Consider the following 15,689-nt stretch of genomic DNA (forward strand, 5'->3'; position numbering starts at 1 on the left):
CTTAATCCTCGCGTAACAGGTTGACGTAGCGGCGGGTCACGGCCGTCAGGTCATGGCCAGTCAGCGGAAACTCGATTCCACGCGGCGCGTCGGCGGGAAGATTATCGAGCAGGGCCAGCCAGCGTTCGGCGGCCTGATCCGGCGGTACAGCGCGGAATTTCTCATGATGAGGCTCCGCCGCTTTAACATGAATATAGCTGACTGCCGGCGCAAGATGACGTGCCGCCTCTTCCGGCGAATCGCCAACCCACAGCCAGTTGCCCATATCAAATGTTAAGGTGATCGGCAGCTGATGGACCCGGCAGGCGGCTTTGAAGCGCTGCATCGGCGCCAGCTGGCCGCAGTCGGTCTGGTCATTCTCTACCACCAACGCCATGCCGCTGTCGCTGAGGATATCGCGCAGCTCATCCAACTGCTGATTGTGGAGGAAATGGCCAAGGGAGAGCTTCAGCCACAGAGCGTTCAGAGTTTGCGCTTCCGCGAGCAACGTCGGGAGATCCGGGTTAAGCTCGCCGTTGTCGGTGAACAGCGCCTGCGGCGCGGAGTAGCAGGCCAGCAGGCCGTGGCGCTCAATGGTGGCCGCCAGCGAGGGCAGAGCGTTGAGCTCTTCCGCGCTGCACAGCTCGCGGCGGATTTCGACGCCGTCCGCGCCGGCGTTGGCGATAAACGGCAGGACGGCGGCCTGCCCGCCTAAGGATTTAACATGGTCATTACCATACGCAGCGGTAACGACAATAATTTTTCTGGCCATCGCGCTCTTACTCCCGGCGTTTGTTGCTTAATCTCCTTAATACGCTAGATGGTATCGGTTCCATAAGAAAGGGCGAGATGTTTAATTTATGATCGGCATCACGAAGGATCGTTAACGGGAGGTTGATCCGCGGACGATAAGCTCGCCGGAAAATACCCGTTCGCGGATGGGGTCGTTAGTGCCGGCAATGCGCCGAATAACCTGTTCGACCGCCGCGTAGCCGATCTGCCACGTCGGCTGTTTGAGGGTGGTAATACCGACGCCGGCCAGCTCCGCCCACTCCAGTTCGTCGAAGCCCAGCAGGCCGATATCGCTCCCCCAGATCAGGCCGACGCGCTTCAGGGCGCGGGCTACCTGCAGCGTCAGCGCGCCGTTGGCGGAGATGACCGCTTTGCGCATCCCGCGGTGGCGGGCATGGAACTGACGCAGGACGTTGTCCAGCATCGCGCCGTCGTTAAGCTGCACCTCGGCGTTTTCGGCCACCACGCCGTGGTGGCGGGCAAGCGTGGCGCGAAAGGCGCTCAGGCGCTCGCGACGGGTATTCACCGAGCCCAGCGGTTCGCTGAGAAACAGGATGGCCTCGAATCCTTTTTCCACCAGATGTTCGGTGGCGGTGGTGGCGGCCTGGGCGTTATCAAGCCCGACCACATCGCAGGCGAAGTCGGGGATTTTACGGTCAATCAGCACCATCGGCAGGGCCGACTGCTGCAGGCGGTTCAGGCCATCCTCCCGCATACCGACTGCGTTGACCACGATGCCTTCCACCTGGTAGCTGCGCAGCAGGTCCAGGTAGTGCAGCTCCTGATCGAGCTCGTTATTGGTATTACACACCAGCAGGGTGAAGCCCTTTTCCCGGCAGGCTGCTTCAATGCCGCTCATGACGTTGACCGAGTAGGGATTGGTGATATCGGCGATGATCAGGCCGATGAGGCGGGTTCGGCCGTGCTTGAGGCCGCGGGCCATCAGGCTGGGGCGGTAGTCGAGTTCGGCAATGGCTTTTTCAATACGTGATAACAGGTCGTCGGAAAGCAGATGCTTCTCGCCGTTAAGATAACGTGAAATGCTGGTTTTGCCGGTCTTTGCGGCTTTCGCCACATCGCTGATAGTTGCACGCGCCGCTTTCGCCATGGTGGCTTCCTTTGCTGAAAATCTGCCAACACCTTAGCGCGAAAAATAGCGATATCAAGCATTTTGCCCGGCAGAGCGGCTGCCGGGCGACATGAGGTTGCGCTTACTGCAGCGGGCTGAGGGTAATTTCCACGCGACGGTTCTGCGCTTTGCCTTCCGCTGTGCTGTTGCTGGCGATCGGGTTCGCCGGGCCCATGCCGGTGGTGCGAATGCGATTGGCCGCCACGCCCTGGGTGATGAGCGCGCTGGCGACGCTGTCCGCACGCTGTTGCGACAGACGCATATTCAGATCCTTGCTGCCGGTGCTGTCGGTGTAGCCGACCACGTTAACGGCGGTTTTCTCATACTCTTTCAGCACCATGGCCACGCCGGTCAGGGTGTTGGCGCCGGCCGGCTTCAGGTTGGCGCTATTGCTGTCGAAGGTGACGTTATTCGGCATGTTCAGCACGATATTGTCGCCATTTCGCGTCACGCTGACCCCGGTTCCCTGCATTTTGTCGCGCAGCTTCGCTTCCTGCACGTCCATGTAGTAACCAATGCCGCCGCCGAGCGCCGCGCCTGCCGCTGCGCCAATCAGCGCGCCTTTGCCGCGGTCATGTTTGGAAGAGGAGAGCGCGCCGACGCCAGCGCCCACTAAGGAGCCAATACCTGCGCCAATACCGGATTTGCCTGCTTCACGTTCACCGGTATAGGGGTTGGTGGTGCAGCCAGAAATGGCCAGAGTGCCGCTGACCAGCGCCGCAATCATAAGTACGCGTTTTTTCATTTAATGTCCTTAATCCTTTTTATTCTTTGTCACAGCGAACGTGACGGTTGATTATGACGCGCGATTACGGAGAAAATTCCCCGGATACCATCTCTTTTTGTAAATAACATTGAACGGTTGCCCATCACGCCGTCATGACACCTGCATTCGCTGACCAGGAGCCGCCCTTGCCAACCTCATCTGCAACCAAAACCATCTTAACCGCCGCCCACTGGGGACCGATGCTGGTGGAAACGGACGGGGAAAACGTCCTCTCTTCCCGCGGCGCGCTGGCGACACCGTTTGCCAACTCGCTGCAAACGGCAGTGCGCGATCAGGTGCACAGCAAAACCCGCGTGCGCTATCCAATGGTGCGTAAAGGCTTCCTTGCTTCACCGGACAAGCCCCAGGGGGTCCGCGGTCAGGATGAATTCGTGCGGGTGAGCTGGGAGCAGGCGCTGGAACTGATCGATGCCCAGCATCGGCGGATCCGCGACAGCTACGGTCCGGCCTCCATTTTTGCCGGCTCCTACGGCTGGCGCTCTAACGGCGTATTGCATAAGGCGGCGACGCTGCTGCAGCGCTATATGAGCCTGGCGGGCGGCTATACCGGCCATCTTGGCGATTACTCCACCGGCGCGGCGCAGGCGATCATGCCTTACGTCGTTGGCGGCAATGAGGTGTATCAGCAGCAGACCAGTTGGCCGCTGGTGCTCGAGCACAGCGAAGTGGTGGTGCTGTGGAGCGCCAACCCGCTGAACACGCTGAAAATTGCCTGGAATGCCTCCGACGAGCAAGGGATCCCGTGGTTTGATCGGCTGCGCCAGAGCGGTAAGCGGCTGATCTGCATCGATCCGATGCGATCGGAAACCGTCGATTTCTTTGGCGATTCGATGGAGTGGATCGCGCCGCATATGGGCACCGACGTCGCGCTGATGCTGGGGATCGCCCATACGCTGGTGGAAAATGACTGGCAGGATGATGCGTTTCTTACCCGCTGCACCAGCGGCTACGATATTTTTGCCCGCTATCTGACCGGCGAAAGCGACGGCGTAGCGAAAACCGCTGACTGGGCAGCAGCTATCTGCGGCGTTAAAGCAGATAAAATCCGCGAACTGGCGAAACTTTTCCACGAAAATACCACTATGCTGATGGCCGGCTGGGGCATGCAGCGTCAGCAGTATGGCGAGCAGAAACACTGGATGCTGGTCACTCTGGCCGCCATGCTGGGACAGATCGGCACCCCCGGTGGCGGGTTTGGTCTTTCCTATCATTTTGCCAACGGCGGCAACCCGACCCGCCGCGCGGCGGTGCTGGGCTCGATGCAGGGGAGCGTGGCCGGAGGCGTGGACGCGGTGGAGAAGATCCCGGTCGCACGAATTGTCGAGGCGCTGGAGAATCCGGGGGCGGAGTATCAGCACAACGGCATGGCGCGGCGCTTTCCCGATATTCGCTTTATCTGGTGGGCCGGCGGCGCCAACTTTACTCATCATCAGGACACCAACCGACTGATTCAGGCGTGGCAGAAACCGGAGCTTATCGTCATTTCCGAATGCTTCTGGACCGCCGCCGCGCGCCATGCCGATATCGTCCTGCCGGCGACCACCTCGTTTGAGCGCAACGATCTGACCATGACCGGGGACTACAGTAACCAGCATCTGGTGCCGATGAAGCAGGTGGTTGCCCCGCGAGATGAAGCGCGCGACGATTTCGCGGTCTTTGCCGACCTCAGCGAACGCTGGGAGGCGGGTGGCCGCGAACGCTTCACCGAAGGGAAGAGTGATTTGCAGTGGCTGGAGACTTTCTATCAGATGGCCGCCCGGCGCGGCGCCCAGCAGCAGGTGACGCTGCCGCCATTTGCCGAATTCTGGCAGGCTAACAAGCTGATTGAGATGCCGGAGGAGCCGGAGAATGCCCGTTTTGCGCGTTTCGCCGCCTTCCGCGCCGATCCCCAGGCCAACCCGCTGAAAACGGCGAGCGGTAAAATAGAGATCCACTCGCCGACCATCGCCGCTTTTGGTTACGCCGACTGTCCGCCGCATCCGATGTGGCTGGAGCCCGACGAGTGGCATGGCAACGCAGAGGCGGGGCAGCTGCAGCTGCTGTCGGCCCATCCGGCCCACCGTCTGCACAGTCAACTGAACCACACCGCGCTGCGCGAGCGCTATGCCGTCGCCGGGCGCGAACCGGTGACTATTCATCCGCAGGATGCGCAGGCGCGCGGGATTGTCGATGGCGATCTGGTGCGGGTGTGGAACGCCCGCGGTCAGGTGCTGGCCGGCGCCGTGGTGACGGAGGGGATCCGCCCGGGGGTGATTTGCCTGCATGAAGGAGCGTGGCCCGACCTGGATCCGCAGGTCGGCATCTGCAAAAACGGGGCGGTGAACGTCTTAACCAAAGATATTCCGACATCCCGGCTGGGCAACGGCTGTGCCGGGAACACCGCCCTGGCGTGGCTGGAGAAATATACCGGCCCGGCGCTGCCGCTTACGGCATTTGATCCGCCGGCCAACGCATAATCCACGTCGGGTGCTGAGTATCGTCCTGCCATGCGCAGTCTTCAATCCGGAAGCCCTGCGCATGGTAGAAACTCACCGCCGATTCGTTCTTCTGATAAACCTCAAGGCTCAGCCAGGCGTAGTGCTGTTTGACTTCATCCAGCAGCGCCCGGCCAATGCCCTGGCGGGTGGCGCCCGGCGCAACAAACAGCGCGCCGACGAAACGGGAGTCCAGTACGCTGACAAAGCCTTTTAACTCGCCATCCTGCTCCCAGACCCAGGTGCTGGCGGCGGGAAGATAGACATCCCGTACTACCGCGACGCTGTCGCGCCAGTAGCTTTCGCTGATAAAAGGATGGGCATGAATCGTGCTGTCCAGCCACAGCGCCAGCAGCGGCGCGGTATCTTCAGTGTCCCACTTGCGGATCATCCTGACCTCCAGGGTGACAGAAGCAGCCGGTGACATGGTCGTTGACCAGCCCACAGGCCTGCATAAAGGAATAACAGATTGTCGAGCCGACAAACTTAAAGCCGCGTTTTTTCAATGCCTTCGACAGCGCATCGGAAGCCGGCGTCGTGGCGGGAATTTCCGCCAGCGTCGCAGCGCGGGTCACCTGTGGCGCATTGTCGACGAAGGACCAGACAAAATCAGTGAACGACTCGCCATTTTCTTCCATCGCCAGATAGGCGCGGGCGTTGCCGATAATGGCCTGGATTTTTCCCCGATGGCGAATGATGCCGGTATCCTGCAGGAGTCGCTCGATATCGTCATCACCCATCGCCGCCACGCGCACCGGATCGAACTGGTGAAAAGCCTGGCGGTAGTTCTGCCGTTTTTTTAACACCGTGATCCACGATAAACCGGCCTGCTGGCCCTCAAGGCAGATCATTTCAAACAGCTGGCGACCCTCTTTTTGCGCCACACCCCATTCGGTATCGTGATACTCGATGTATAACGGATCCTGACTCACCCATCCGCAACGCTGCATAGCTGTTTCTCCCTCTGCGCTAAAAAAGTGGACGCCCGCCTTGACGGCTGAAAGATAAAGATAATAGTTAATACAGGGAAATCGTATCCCCACTAAAAACACAGCAATATTGCCGATTCGGCTCTTTTCTGGAGTCGCATTAATGATAATAAAGAAATGCAATGGCCTCCGGGGGTTCTTGATCCCGGCGAGCGTATCCGTCTGGGTGTCATGTGTCTCTGGAGCGAATGCCTGGCAACAGGAATATATCGCTATCGATACAAAAAGTAATACGTCGGAACGCTATACATGGGATAGCGATCACCAACCACGTTATGAAGATATTCTCGCCGAGCGGATGAAGTCCTCTGAGACGCCCGGGGGGCTGGCGTTAAACCAGGGGCTGGCGCCGCCGGACAGCGGCCGCGGCCTGAGCATTGGCTGGAATTATCCGCTGGCAAACGGCGTAACCTCCGGGCCGGTGGCCAGCCTGCGCAGCGACGTCACCGCGCCGACGGTGAGAAGCGCAGGCGAGGCGGGCTATGTTAACACGCTCGGCTGGCGCATGGATTATCAGGCGCTGTGGGGCGTGCATCCCTGGGCGCAGGTGAGCTATAACCAGTCGCTCGCCAGCGATGTCTGGGCGCCGATGTCCCGTGCCAGGGAGGGAGGCTGGAGCGATGTCACCCTGGGCGCTGATATGCGGTTGGGATCCCACGTGGCGGCATGGGCAACGCTGTCGCAGGCGGATAACCTGCCGTCAGGGGAAAATACGCTCTATTTGATGGGGGTCAGCGCCAATTTTTAATCGGGAATTGTTACGCATTTGAAACGATGTGGTTATTGTTAAATCTCAGCAATGGCGCATTTCTGTGAGATAGCGCACACTAACTTTTTGCCTGTAATTTACGGAATGAATGTTATGCAATGCCATTCATTCCAACATTAATGCATTTCATTCCCCGCTGATGGCAGTTCATGCCTTTTTCCCCCACTGGATGAGGGGCCTTCGCTATTCTGGCGGCAGTTAATTTATCAGGACAACTGCTATGAACGCTGCAAACCGTCAATCGACCCGCTGGCTGACACTGATCGGCACCATCATCACCCAATTCGCTCTCGGTTCGGTTTATACCTGGAGCCTGTTTAACAGTTCGCTGTCTGACAAACTGGGCGAGCCGGTCAGTCAGGTGGCTTTTTCCTTTGGTCTGCTGAGCCTCGGGCTGGCGCTCTCTTCGTCGGTCGCCGGCAAGCTGCAGGAGCGCTTTGGCGTGAAGCGCGTCACCATGGCCTCCGGGATCCTGCTCGGCCTGGGCTTCTTCCTGACCGCGCACTCCAGCAGCCTGATGATGCTGTGGCTGAGCGCGGGCGTGCTGGTGGGGCTGGCGGACGGCGCCGGTTACCTGCTGACCCTGTCGAACTGCGTGAAATGGTTCCCGGAGCGTAAAGGGTTGATCTCCGCCTTCTCCATTGGCTCCTATGGTCTCGGCAGCCTGGGGTTCAAATTCATTGATTCCCACCTGCTGGCCACCGTTGGCCTGGAAAAAACCTTCGTTATCTGGGGCGCTATCGTGCTGGTGATGATCGTCTTTGGCGCGACCCTGATGAAAGATGCGCCAAATCACCCGGCAGCCACCGCGGCCAACGGCGTCGTGGAAAACGACTTCACCCTCGCCGAATCGATGCGTAAACCGCAGTACTGGATGCTGGCGGTGATGTTCCTGACGGCCTGCATGAGCGGTCTGTACGTAATTGGCGTAGCGAAAGATATTGCCCAGGGAATGGTCCACCTGGATGTCGCCACGGCGGCCAACGCGGTAACGGTTATCTCGATTGCGAACCTCAGCGGTCGCCTGGTGTTAGGTATCCTGTCTGATAAAATCTCCCGCATTCGCGTGATTACCATCGGTCAGGTCGTGTCGCTGGTGGGGATGGCCGCGCTGCTGTTCGCCCCGCTGAATGCCTTGACCTTCTTCGCCGCCATCGCCTGCGTCGCCTTTAACTTCGGCGGCACCATTACCGTCTTCCCGTCGCTGGTGAGTGAGTTCTTTGGTCTGAACAATCTGGCGAAAAACTATGGCGTGATTTATCTGGGCTTCGGTATCGGCAGCATCTGCGGCTCTCTCATCGCTTCGCTGTTCGGCGGTTTCTACGTGACCTTCTGCGTGATCTTCGCCCTGCTGATCCTCTCGCTGGCGTTATCCACCACCATTCGTCAGCCGAAAAGCACGGTATATAACGAGGCGCACGCCTGAAACCTGCGGCGTGAAACGTGCCCCTGGTTATTTCCCTAAGCAAATAGTGCCAATCCAGCCAAATGTTTTGTAAATGTTTGGCTGGATCACATTCCCTCCTGATACTTTTCTCGTTCCCTGTGGTCTACTTATCGCGGTTTGTAGAGGTTTCTGATAACCAACCCTAACGCACCCTATTAGCCTACTGACTCGTGCCACAGCGTCAGGCGGTGTTTTATTCTTCTTTTTCCAGGTTTGCTTGCATGAAATATATTAGAACGATGACGCAGCAGAAGCTTAGTTTTTGGCTGGCGCTGTACATCGGCTGGTTTATGAACGTCGCCGTTTTTTTCCGGCGTTTCGATGGTTATGCTCAAGAGTTCACTTTCTGGAAAGGGCTTTCCGGTGTTGTTGAACTGGTTGCCACGGTATTTGTCACCTTCTTCCTGTTACGTCTTCTGTCGCTGTTCGGCCGCCGTATCTGGCGCATTCTGGCGACGCTGATTGTCCTGTTTTCCGCCGCGGCGAGTTACTACATGACGTTCCTCAATGTGGTGATTGGCTACGGGATTATCGCTTCGGTGATGACCACCGATATCGACCTGTCGAAAGAGGTCATCGGCTGGCACCTGATCCTCTGGCTGGTGGCGGTGAGCGCGCCGCCGTTGCTGTTCATCTGGAGCAACCGCTGCCGCCATACGCTGCTGCGCCAGCTGCGCACCCCGGGCCAGCGGGTTAAAAACGTGCTGATCGTGGTGCTGGCCGGACTAATTGTCTGGGGACCCATCCGCCTGCTAGAGCTGCGCCAGCATGATGTGGAGCGCCATTCGGAAGTGGATATGCCGAGTTATGGCGGGGTGATCGCCAACTCTTACCTGCCGTCGAACTGGTTGTCGGCGCTGGGACTGTACGCCTGGGCGCAGGTGGATGAATCCTCAGACAACAAATCGCTGATTAACCCGGCGAAGAAGTTCACCTACGTCGCGCCGGAAGGTCTGGATGATACCTACGTGGTGTTTATCATTGGCGAAACGACCCGCTGGGACCATATGGGCATCCTCGGCTATAGCCGCAATACCACGCCAGAGCTGGAGAAAGAGAAGAATCTCGTCGCCTTCCGCGGTTACTCGTGCGATACCGCTACCAAACTGTCGTTACGCTGCATGTTTGTGCGCGAGGGCGGGGCGGAAGATAACCCCCAGCGGACGCTCAAAGAGCAGAATGTCTTTGCCGTGCTGCATCAGCTGGGCTTCAGCGGCAATCTGTACGCCATGCAGAGCGAGATGTGGTTCTACAGCAACACGATGGCCAACAATATCGCCTACCGCGAGCAGATTGGCGCCGAGCCGCGCAACCGCGGTAAGAGCGTTGACGATATGCTGCTGGTGGATGAGATGAAGCGCGGTATGGCGCAGGGCAACGCCTCCGGTAAGCATCTGATCATTCTCCACACCAAAGGCTCCCACTTTAACTACACCCAACGCTACCCGCGCAGCTTCGCCCAGTGGAAACCGGAGTGCGTCGGCGTCGACAACAAGTGCTCGAAAGCGGAACTGATCAATTCCTACGACAATAGCGTGACCTATGTCGATCACTTTATCGTCAGCGTCCTCGACCAGCTGCGGGATAAGAAAGCGATTGTGTTCTATGCCGCCGATCACGGGGAGTCGATTAACGAGCGTGAACACCTGCACGGTACGCCGCGCAAGATGGCGCCGCCGGAGCAGTTCCGCGTGCCGATGATGGTGTGGATGTCGGATAAGTACCTGGAAAATCCCGATCACGCCGCCGCGTTTGCCCATCTGCAGCAGCAGGCTGCGATGAAGGTGCCGCGCCGTCACGTCGAGCTGTACGACACCATTATGGGCTGCCTCGGCTATACCTCGCCGGATGGCGGGATCAATGAGAACAACAACTGGTGCCGGTGGAAAAAGTAAGGCCCGATAGTTTTCAGATTCTCGGGTCTGTTTTCCTTTCCTGAGCCCAGGATAAGCTAATCCCTCGCCGGCTGACGCCGCGCGAGGGATTTTTTTCGCACAGTGGACGTGTCTGGCAGGTGACCTCTTCTTCTTTGATTACCCCTGTTTCCTCGCTTCCCCTGTGCATGAACTTTTCATGGAGAGAAAGGATGAAGGTGATAAAGGGGTTGGTCCTATTGTGCCTGATGATGCTCGCGGGCTGCCAGTCTGAGGAAGAGACCAGCCAGTTCCTGCTGGCCTGTAAATACGATGCGCCAGCGACGATCGCAGCCATGCTGGATAACGGCATTGATGTGGATGGTCAGGATAAAACCGGCTTAAGCGGCCTGATGGTCGCTGCTGCGGAAAATCGACGCGATGTGGTGGAATTGCTGCTTAAGCGTCGGGCGAAGCCGAACCTCCAGACGCGCCAGGGCGTCACGGCGCTAATGCTGGCGGCGGCGCGTGGCAGCGATACCGCGATTATCGGCGATCTTCTCCAGGCGGGAGCGTCGGTGAATCAGACCTCCATCGACAAGAGTACGGCATTGATGTCCGCCATCTCCGACGGCGGGGACGTCAGAAACGACTATCAGCATATTCTGGCGATGAAAAAGCCCGATGCGCCTGTCGAAGAGGAGAGTACGCTGGACAAGATAGTTGGCGCAACGGCGGCGAAATCGCTGGCGACGGGCAATCGCGCGCTGATGACCGAAGACATGGCGTTACAACTGGCGCCCGGCGCGTTTAAGAAGAACGTCGACGAGATCGTGGCGCTGCTCCTCAAGCACGGCGCGGACGTGAAGGCCGTCAACGCGTCCGGGGAATCGGCATTTTTCCTCGCTGTCGATCACGCGCGATCGGCGGAAACCATCACGACGTTGGCCAACGCCGGGGCGGACACCAGCCTGGCGGATAAATCCGGCACCACACCGCTGATGCTGGCGGCGGCGGGGGATGATCCCGATCTGGTGCTGGCGCTGTCGGCCTCCGGGGTGGAAGTGGATAAGCCGAACCGTGAAGGACTCACGGCGCTGCAGGTGGCGGCGGGTCAGGGGGCGCCTGCGGTGATCGCGGCGCTGGTGCAGCGCGGCGCAAAGGTGGACCAGCTTTCCGCCAACGATCTCAGCCCGCTGATGCTGGCGGTCAAAATGAATAATAAAGCCAATGTCGAGGCGCTGCTTGCGGCTGGCGCCAGCGTCAACCTCAGCAATAAGGCCGGCTATACGGCGATTGGCTACAGCCGGGCCGGCGAGGTTCGCCAGTTGCTGCTGGCACAGCATGCCGAGCTGAAGGGGCAGGCCGCGCATATGGCGCAAAGCGAACTGCAGTTTTGTGCTAATGCCTTTGCCGACAAGCTGGCATACAGCGACATTGCCCGGGCGGTGAATAACGATACCCGCCCGGATATTATGCGTCATCAGCAATCCTGCCCGGAGCTGGGGGAGCTGACGATGCTACTGGGAGAGTTTACATTCACCCCGGCGGGCGCAACCTATCTCGGCGAGCCGGTGACATGTAAGGTATCCGAGTATCGCAAAACGTTTGAGGTCAACTGCCGCTAAAAACGTTGAGCAACCGGCGATTCGCTGCTCAGGCTGCTGAGTTTCTCGCCGGTTGAGCGATTTTTTGAAAATAAGGCATTGACGGGTAGGCATCCCAGCAGTAAGATGCGCCCCGCATTCGGTGATTGGCGCAGCCTGGTAGCGCACTTCGTTCGGGACGAAGGGGTCGGAGGTTCGAATCCTCTATCACCGACCAAATTCGAAAAGCCTGCTCAATGAGCAGGCTTTTTTGCATCTGAGGCCAGTGAGGATGAGAACCTCCGGGGGCAGGAGGTTCGACTCGAGCGAAGCGAGAGAACGTTGCGTCAGCAACGGCCCGCAGGGCGAGCCACGAAGTGGTGAGTCATCCTCTATCACCGACCAAATTCGAAAAGCCTGCTCAATGAGCAGGCTTTTTTGCATCTGGGGCCAGTGAGGATGAGAACCTCCGGGGGCAGGAGGTTCGACTCGCGTTTCGTAGGCCCGCGCAAGCGCAGCGCCGCCGGGCATCATCAGTGCACAACTGGCCAAAAATACCACCAAAATCACAATAAACGTCTTTACTCACGTTTTCAGCCGGCTATTCGCTATTTTGTGACATCTTCCATTGCATTTTTTTATCGATGAACAGATCTTTTTTCGCGAAGCTTATGGCTGAATGCAGCATTTTCCGCTGTGCGTTTTAACGTTCACGCTATTAATCGCTCACATATTGGTCACACAGCAAGAAATTTTTCTCATTTGCTGGCATTGTTTCCCACTGGGTGTTGCAAATTAATAAGGTCTTTATTCTGCTGAATTGCCAGTAGCATAAATTTCTCTGCTGAAAATAGCGTCCTGAAGTTTTTTTAATCTTTGCCTGCCGTTTCTCACGCTGGATGTAAAACCCGGCTGGCTGTATTGACGTTTCCCCATTCTGTTGACAGATTGTAGGGCATGAGGGGCATTTCATGGAGAATCCGTACTGCAACTCAGTCGTTTTTGCGAAAGGAATCCCCATCTCTCTCTACGCCTTCGGGCACCACCGACCGGACCGGGTAAAAAATAAATAAAGGTCCGGCGGATATATGCAAACAACATCACAATTTTGGAGCAGAATAATGAGTATTTCCTTGAAGAAATCAGGGATGCTGAAGCTTGGTCTGAGCCTGGTCGCCATGACCGTCGCCGCCAGCGTGCAAGCGAAAACCCTGGTTTATTGTTCTGAAGGCTCGCCGGAAGGATTTAACCCACAGCTCTTCACCTCTGGCACCACCTATGATGCCAGCTCCGTACCGATCTATAACCGCCTGGTCGAATTTAAAACCGGTACGACGGAAGTTATTCCAGGACTTGCTGAGAAATGGGAAGTCAGTGCGGATGGCAAAACCTATACTTTCCACCTCCGTCAGGGTGTGAAGTGGCAGGATAATAAAGACTTTAAACCAACCCGTGACCTGAACGCCGATGACGTGGTGTTCTCCTTCGATCGCCAGAAGAATACTAATAACCCGTACCATAAAGTTTCTGGCGGCAGCTATGAATACTTTGAAGGGATGGGCTTACCGGACCTGATTAGCGAAGTGAAGAAAGTGGACGATAATACCGTCCAGTTCGTCCTGACCCGTCCGGAAGCGCCGTTCCTCGCTGATCTGGCCATGGACTTCGCCTCCATTCTTTCGAAAGAGTATGCTGACAACATGCTGAAAGCCGGCACGCCGGAAAAAGTGGATCTCAATCCTATCGGTACCGGTCCATTCCAGCTGCTGCAATACCAGAAAGATTCCCGCATTCTGTATAAAGCCTTCCCAGGCTACTGGGGTACCAAGCCGAAGATCGATCGTCTGGTCTTCTCCATCACCCCGGACGCTTCCGTGCGCTATGCCAAGCTGCAGAAAAATGAGTGCCAGGTGATGCCGTACCCGAACCCGGCGGACATCGCGCGCATGAAGGAAGATAAGAACATTACCCTGCTGGAACAGCCGGGTCTGAACGTTGGTTATCTCTCCTTTAACACCGAGAAGAAACCGCTGGACGACGTCAAAGTACGTCAGGCGCTGACCTACGCGGTCAACAAAGAAGCGATCATCAAAGCGGTTTACCAGGGCGCAGGCCAGGCGGCGAAGAACCTGATCCCGCCGACCATGTGGGGCTATAACGACGACGTTAAGGACTACACCTACGATCCGGAGAAGGCGAAGCAGCTGCTGAAAGAAGCGGGCCTGGAAAAAGGCTTCACCATCGATCTGTGGGCGATGCCGGTACAGCGTCCGTACAACCCGAACGCCCGCCGCATGGCGGAGATGATTCAGGCTGACTGGGCCAAGATTGGCGTCCAGGCCAAGATCGTCACCTACGAGTGGGGCGAGTATCTGAAGCGGGCGAAAGCGGGCGAGCACCAGAGCGTGATGATGGGCTGGACCGGCGACAACGGGGATCCGGATAACTTCTTCGCGACCCTGTTCAGCTGCGCCGCGGCGAAAGACGGCTCCAACTACTCGCGCTGGTGCTATAAGCCGTTTGAAGATCTCATTCAGCCGGCCCGCGCTACCGATGACCACAACAAGCGTATTGAACTGTACAAACAGGCTCAGGTAGTGATGCATGACCAGGCTCCGGCGCTGATCATTGCTCACTCCACTGTCTATGAGCCGGTGCGTAAAGAAGTCAAAGGCTATGTGGTGGACCCGCTGGGCAAACACCACTTCGATAACGTCTCTGTCGAATAATAAGCACGATGCCTGACCCCCTCTCCCCGCGTGGGAGAGGCGGGGGGCGTATTCCCGCTATTCCGGGGAATGCTTTTGTGAGCAATACAGACGCCCTGTCGCCAGGCGGGGCGTCACTAGAGAGAATCCGGGTTATGTTGCAGTTTATTCTCCGACGTCTGGGACTAGTCATCCCGACATTTATCGGTATCACCCTTCTCACCTTTGCCTTCGTCCATATGATCCCCGGCGATCCGGTGATGATTATGGCGGGCGAACGTGGTATTTCCCCCGAACGTCACGCGCAGCTGCTGGCCGAAATGGGCCTTGATAAGCCGCTGTGGCAGCAATATGCCCACTATATCTGGGGCGTGCTGCACGGCGATTTAGGCATCTCGCTGAAAAGCCGCATTCCCGTGTGGCAGGAGTTTGTCCCACGCTTTAAAGCCACCCTTGAGCTGGGCGTCTGCGCGATGATCTTCGCCGTCGCCGTCGGCATTCCGGTGGGCGTGCTGGCTGCGGTAAAACGCGGCTCCATCTTTGACCACACCGCGGTGGGCCTGGCGCTGACCGGCTACTCAATGCCTATCTTCTGGTGGGGCATGATGCTGATTATGCTGGTTTCGGTACAGCTGAACCTGACGCCGGTCTCCGGGCGCATCAGCGATACGGTGTTCCTTGACGATACCCTGCCGCTGACCGGCTTTATGCTGATCGACACCGCCATCTGGGGCGAGCAGGGCGACTTTATTGACGCCTTAATGCATATGATCCTGCCCGCTATCGTGCTGGGCACCATCCCGCTGGCGGTGATCGTGCGTATGACCCGTTCGTCGATGCTGGAAGTGCTTGGCGAAGACTATATCCGTACCGCGCGCGCCAAAGGCCTGACCCGGATGCGGGTGATCGTGATCCACGCGCTGCGTAACGCGATGCTGCCGGTGGTCACGGTGATTGGTCTGCAGGTGGGCACCCTGCTGGCGGGCGCCATCCTGACGGAAACCATTTTCTCATGGCCTGGTTTAGGTCGCTGGCTGATCGACGCGCTGCAGCGTCGCGATTATCCGGTGGTGCAGGGCGGGGTGCTGCTGGTGGCGACGATGATTATCCTCGTCAACCTGCTGGTCGACCTGCTGTACGGCGTGGTGAACCCGCGTATCCGGCATAAGAAGTAAG

12 protein-coding genes, 1 tRNA gene and 1 other RNA gene are annotated in these 15,689 nt (G+C 57.9%); 9 read left to right on the top strand and 5 right to left on the bottom strand.

Going from position 1 to position 15,689, the window contains the following annotated elements; translation table 11 throughout:
* Position 1 precedes the first annotated feature (1 nt).
* The 3 genes from AB1E37_RS01030 to AB1E37_RS01040 all read right to left on the bottom strand — a co-directional run bounded on the left by AB1E37_RS01030 (position 2) and on the right by AB1E37_RS01040 (position 2,645).
* Entirely contained in the window at positions 2–751 is a 750-nt protein-coding gene (locus AB1E37_RS01030; RefSeq protein ID WP_002921919.1) for a sugar phosphate isomerase/epimerase, read from the bottom strand.
* Between the two features lie 111 nt (positions 752–862).
* Positions 863–1,879 carry a LacI family DNA-binding transcriptional regulator gene (locus tag AB1E37_RS01035; protein ID WP_002921918.1) on the bottom strand — a complete coding sequence of 339 codons (1,017 nt, stop codon included), beginning with the start codon at positions 1,877–1,879 and terminating at the stop codon, positions 863–865.
* A gap of 103 nt (positions 1,880–1,982) precedes the next feature.
* Entirely contained in the window at positions 1,983–2,645 is a 663-nt protein-coding gene (locus AB1E37_RS01040) for an OmpA family lipoprotein (protein WP_002921917.1), read from the bottom strand.
* Positions 2,646–2,812: 167 nt separating this feature from the next.
* Between AB1E37_RS01040 and AB1E37_RS01045 the strand changes: the two genes are divergently transcribed.
* A complete protein-coding gene (locus AB1E37_RS01045; protein WP_032447934.1) occupies positions 2,813–5,143 on the top strand; it encodes a molybdopterin guanine dinucleotide-containing S/N-oxide reductase in 2,331 nt (776 codons plus the stop codon).
* Here the strand turns inward: AB1E37_RS01045 and AB1E37_RS01050 are convergent.
* Both AB1E37_RS01050 and tag read right to left on the bottom strand, forming a co-directional pair.
* Positions 5,112–5,552, bottom strand: coding sequence for an N-acetyltransferase (locus AB1E37_RS01050; RefSeq protein ID WP_004173935.1), 441 nt, complete (start codon positions 5,550–5,552; stop codon positions 5,112–5,114). The two genes, AB1E37_RS01045 and AB1E37_RS01050, sit on opposite strands and share 32 nt — an antisense overlap.
* On the bottom strand, positions 5,530–6,111 hold the full coding sequence (gene tag / locus AB1E37_RS01055; RefSeq protein WP_004145213.1) for a DNA-3-methyladenine glycosylase I: 582 nt from the start codon (positions 6,109–6,111) through the stop codon (positions 5,530–5,532). Before tag ends, AB1E37_RS01050 begins: the two co-directional genes overlap by 23 nt.
* Positions 6,112–6,316: 205 nt before the next feature.
* Between tag and AB1E37_RS01060 the strand changes: the two genes are divergently transcribed.
* From AB1E37_RS01060 to dppB, 8 genes are all read left to right on the top strand, one after another.
* A complete protein-coding gene (locus AB1E37_RS01060; protein ID WP_004220756.1) occupies positions 6,317–6,898 on the top strand; it encodes a lipase in 582 nt (193 codons plus the stop codon).
* A gap of 241 nt (positions 6,899–7,139) precedes the next feature.
* Positions 7,140–8,345, top strand: a complete 1,206-nt coding sequence (locus AB1E37_RS01065) for an MFS transporter (protein ID WP_002921907.1) — start codon at positions 7,140–7,142, stop codon at positions 8,343–8,345.
* A 242-nt stretch (positions 8,346–8,587) separates the two neighbouring features.
* Entirely contained in the window at positions 8,588–10,261 is a 1,674-nt protein-coding gene (gene eptB / locus AB1E37_RS01070; RefSeq protein ID WP_004152427.1) for a kdo(2)-lipid A phosphoethanolamine 7''-transferase, read from the top strand.
* 191 nt (positions 10,262–10,452) lie between these two features.
* On the top strand, positions 10,453–11,847 hold the full coding sequence (locus AB1E37_RS01075) for an ankyrin repeat domain-containing protein (RefSeq protein ID WP_004188216.1): 1,395 nt from the start codon (positions 10,453–10,455) through the stop codon (positions 11,845–11,847).
* 119 nt (positions 11,848–11,966) lie between these two features.
* Positions 11,967–12,043, top strand: a tRNA-Pro gene (locus AB1E37_RS01080).
* 33 nt (positions 12,044–12,076) lie between these two features.
* Positions 12,077–12,210: non-coding RNA, RtT sRNA (locus AB1E37_RS01085), on the top strand.
* 716 nt (positions 12,211–12,926) lie between these two features.
* Complete coding sequence (gene dppA, locus AB1E37_RS01090; protein ID WP_002921789.1) at positions 12,927–14,534, top strand: dipeptide ABC transporter periplasmic-binding protein DppA; 1,608 nt, start codon at positions 12,927–12,929, stop codon at positions 14,532–14,534.
* A 134-nt stretch (positions 14,535–14,668) separates the two neighbouring features.
* Positions 14,669–15,688 carry a dipeptide ABC transporter permease DppB gene (gene dppB / locus AB1E37_RS01095; protein WP_002921786.1) on the top strand — a complete coding sequence of 340 codons (1,020 nt, stop codon included), beginning with the start codon at positions 14,669–14,671 and terminating at the stop codon, positions 15,686–15,688.
* Position 15,689 lies beyond the last annotated feature (1 nt).

Origin of the sequence: Klebsiella sp. Shm-1 (assembly GCF_040804525.1) — a bacterium.
GTDB lineage: Bacteria > Pseudomonadota > Gammaproteobacteria > Enterobacterales > Enterobacteriaceae > Klebsiella > Klebsiella pneumoniae.

Excerpts from the sequence above, each read along its gene's own strand:
- dppB (WP_002921786.1), top strand. The coding sequence starts at position 14,669 with ATGTTGCAGTTTATTCTCCGACGTCTGGGACTAGTCATCCCGACATTT.
- AB1E37_RS01035 (WP_002921918.1), bottom strand. The coding sequence starts at position 1,879 with ATGGCGAAAGCGGCGCGTGCAACTATCAGCGATGTGGCGAAAGCCGCA.
- AB1E37_RS01065 (WP_002921907.1), top strand. The coding sequence starts at position 7,140 with ATGAACGCTGCAAACCGTCAATCGACCCGCTGGCTGACACTGATCGGC.
- tag (WP_004145213.1), bottom strand. The coding sequence starts at position 6,111 with ATGCAGCGTTGCGGATGGGTGAGTCAGGATCCGTTATACATCGAGTAT.
- AB1E37_RS01075 (WP_004188216.1), top strand. The coding sequence starts at position 10,453 with ATGAAGGTGATAAAGGGGTTGGTCCTATTGTGCCTGATGATGCTCGCG.
- eptB (WP_004152427.1), top strand. The coding sequence starts at position 8,588 with ATGAAATATATTAGAACGATGACGCAGCAGAAGCTTAGTTTTTGGCTG.
- AB1E37_RS01030 (WP_002921919.1), bottom strand. The coding sequence starts at position 751 with ATGGCCAGAAAAATTATTGTCGTTACCGCTGCGTATGGTAATGACCAT.
- AB1E37_RS01040 (WP_002921917.1), bottom strand. The coding sequence starts at position 2,645 with ATGAAAAAACGCGTACTTATGATTGCGGCGCTGGTCAGCGGCACTCTG.
- AB1E37_RS01050 (WP_004173935.1), bottom strand. The coding sequence starts at position 5,552 with ATGATCCGCAAGTGGGACACTGAAGATACCGCGCCGCTGCTGGCGCTG.
- dppA (WP_002921789.1), top strand. The coding sequence starts at position 12,927 with ATGAGTATTTCCTTGAAGAAATCAGGGATGCTGAAGCTTGGTCTGAGC.